We start from the raw sequence: 2,613 nt of genomic DNA on the forward strand, positions 1-2,613 counted from the left end.
CCTGCTGGCGATTCCCATGTGGTTTTTGTTCGAGATGGGACTGCTCGCCGCCCGGATGGTAAAGAAACAGGCTCAGGCCCCGTCAGCGTAACGCCATCCTGGCTAATGCTGAGTGATGGACCGGAATAACTCGCGTGGGTCGAATTAGCCGCGAAGCGGCGTAATCCGACATCCAGAGATGGGTAGCACTGAAGGCCTCCGGGATTGGCCCAACCGGTCCTAGAACCGGTAACCACTGCCTGGAGCAGGAATCGGCGCGGGCACAGGAAACGCCGGCGGCTCCTCCCCCCCTCCCTCAGCGGGCGACTCGGGCGCCTCTTCCGCTTTCGCCACCTCGGCAGCACAATCATTGTCCTGCATGAAATCCACCAGGCGCTGCTGCACCGCCGGGTCCCGGGTACTTTCCGTGTGTCCGCCACGCAGCTTCTGGAAGGTTTTGGGTTGCGTCGCCGCGGCATACAGCCGCTCGCCGTGAGCGTAGGGAATCACCGGGTCATCTTCACTGTGCATCACCAGCAAGGGCGTCGGGGCAATGTGGGCCACTCGCTCCTCCGGGTCCAGCGCGCGGTCCGGCATGGTGGGCACCACCATCCAGCGCAACGGCCACAGCAGCCAGCTACGCTTCATTACGTCGCTGGTGATATCCCGGTAGCTGGCAAACGCCGCCTCCAGAATCACGCAATCTGCCGCACCGGCATTGCCCTCTTCGCCCAATACGCTGGCGGCCATGGAGGCGCCCAAACTCTGCCCGAACACCACCAGCGGCGCACCATCCGTGCGCCGGGCATGGCGCAGCCAGTCCAACCCCAGCTGCACATCATCGAAAACGTCCGGCAGCTTCGGCTTGCCTTCCGACAGCCCGTAGCCCCGGTAATCCAGCAAAAAGACGTTATAGCCCCGTGCCGGCAGCCACTGCACATTGGCCAGATGGGTGCTGATATTCTGGGCATTGCCGTGCAGGAAATAGACCGTGCCACGGGCCGGCGCATCATCGGCCGCCGGCAGCCACCAACCATGGATACGCATGCCGCGCGGATGTATCAGTACAATATCTTCGTACTGCAGGCCCTGATTTTCCGGGTTCTGTACCCACGGAGACATGGGGTAGAAAAACAGTTTGCTGCACCCTGCCAGCAGCAGGCCCAGCAGCAACGCTGCGCTTAATCGTAATACCATCGCCATTGGAGTTTGAACTCGTCATCGTAACCGCCCCGCCGGTTCTCGCGCTCCAGTGAAGCGCGCAAGCCGTGCTGCCGGGTCATTGCCCACTGCACCGCAAACTGGGAGGAGGATCGATATTCATCGTTGGTGAAATAATGCCCCACACTGCCTAACTGCCACTGCCAGTCGCCACGGTGATACAAAATGCCCGCATCCAGACCGGCCCCCGGGGTCAGGAAGGTGCCGAACTCGCTATTATTCTCCATTCGCACGCTGGTTAACAGATATGGCTGCCAGTTCTCCCACAGCCAGCTGCCGCCAGCGCCACCCTGAATGTAGCGCACCAGCCGGCGCCGGCCCGCCCAGGCTCGCTCCAGACCGCCCTCCACGTACCAGCTCAGGGGTTTCATGAAGCGGTTTCGTGGTGCCAGCGAACGGATGCTCACCACATCCAGCTCTTCCAGTTTGACCTGCCCGGACTCGGTACTGCGCAGGGTCATGTCAAGCCCTTCGATCTGCGCACCGCGGAGGAAGCCGTATTGATTGTCGAGCAAGTCATGATAGGTCAACCGATAGGTCAACTCGCCGAAATCCAGCTCGCCTTCGCGCTGACCGCCACTGACGCCCAACATCTGCGTTCCGTGCCCTTTTTCCGGCGGTTCCGGGTTCTCTGTTTTCGGAACCGGGGCGGCGGGCAGGCTGTTCATCAACGTTAACAGGGCAAACGATTTTTTCGCCACTTCCGGGGTTCGCTCTTCCTTGCGGTGGGCCAACCTGATGTAGCGATAGGCCACTGCCGCCATAATCGCCCGGTCTTCTTCGGATTCGGCCATAAAAGCGGGAGACTCAGCCAGGCCAGGATTATCAGCCAGCGCCCTTGCCATTTTTTGCTGGGATCCATCCAGCTGTTTACGCAGATTGTCCAGCTCCACGGATTTGGATGGCCGATAATGGCGGCTGCTAATGATGTCGCGCTCATCCAGTGCCCGCACCGTATTGACCGGCACTTCGGCAAACCGCAATTCACTGAGCAATTCGGATCCCGGGCGCGCCACTTCCACCAACTCCAGCAGGCGAAATGAGCAGTTCTCATCAAAAAAGTAGTAATCAAAATTGATGTCTTTCAATTCCCACAGATGATCAATCAGCCAATCGATTTCTGACTGATCCAGATCCAGGGTGTATTCCCACATATCCCGGTTTTCCATGTGCGAATATTCCTGAATTTTTTGCACATAGGGCACAAGGGCAAAGCGACCCGGGTAGCCCCCTGCCAGACCGCGGTAGATATAAAAGAAAGAATTATCGGCTTCGCTTGAAACCGCGCCAAAGTTTACCGCCCACGACAACCAGACAGCGCTATCTTCGCCTTGATCCAGCCTTAACAAGGTATGTCCGAACATGGACGAAGGGCTGTTCAAATAGGCGGCGGGGTAAACCAGCACCGCGCGA

2 protein-coding genes are annotated in these 2,613 nt (G+C 59.2%); both read right to left on the reverse strand.

From position 1 onward, the window contains the following. Positions 1–219: 219 nt before the first annotated feature. On the reverse strand, positions 220–1,182 hold the full coding sequence (locus tag A3754_RS25260) for an alpha/beta hydrolase (RefSeq protein ID WP_231880789.1): 963 nt from the start codon (positions 1,180–1,182) through the stop codon (positions 220–222). Beyond that, positions 1,161–2,613, reverse strand: a 1,453-nt coding sequence (locus A3754_RS25265) for a DUF4105 domain-containing protein (RefSeq protein WP_063521671.1), incomplete at its 5' end; no start/stop codon positions are given. The genes A3754_RS25265 and A3754_RS25260, both read right to left, overlap by 22 nt.

This window comes from Alcanivorax sp. HI0083 (assembly GCF_001635175.1).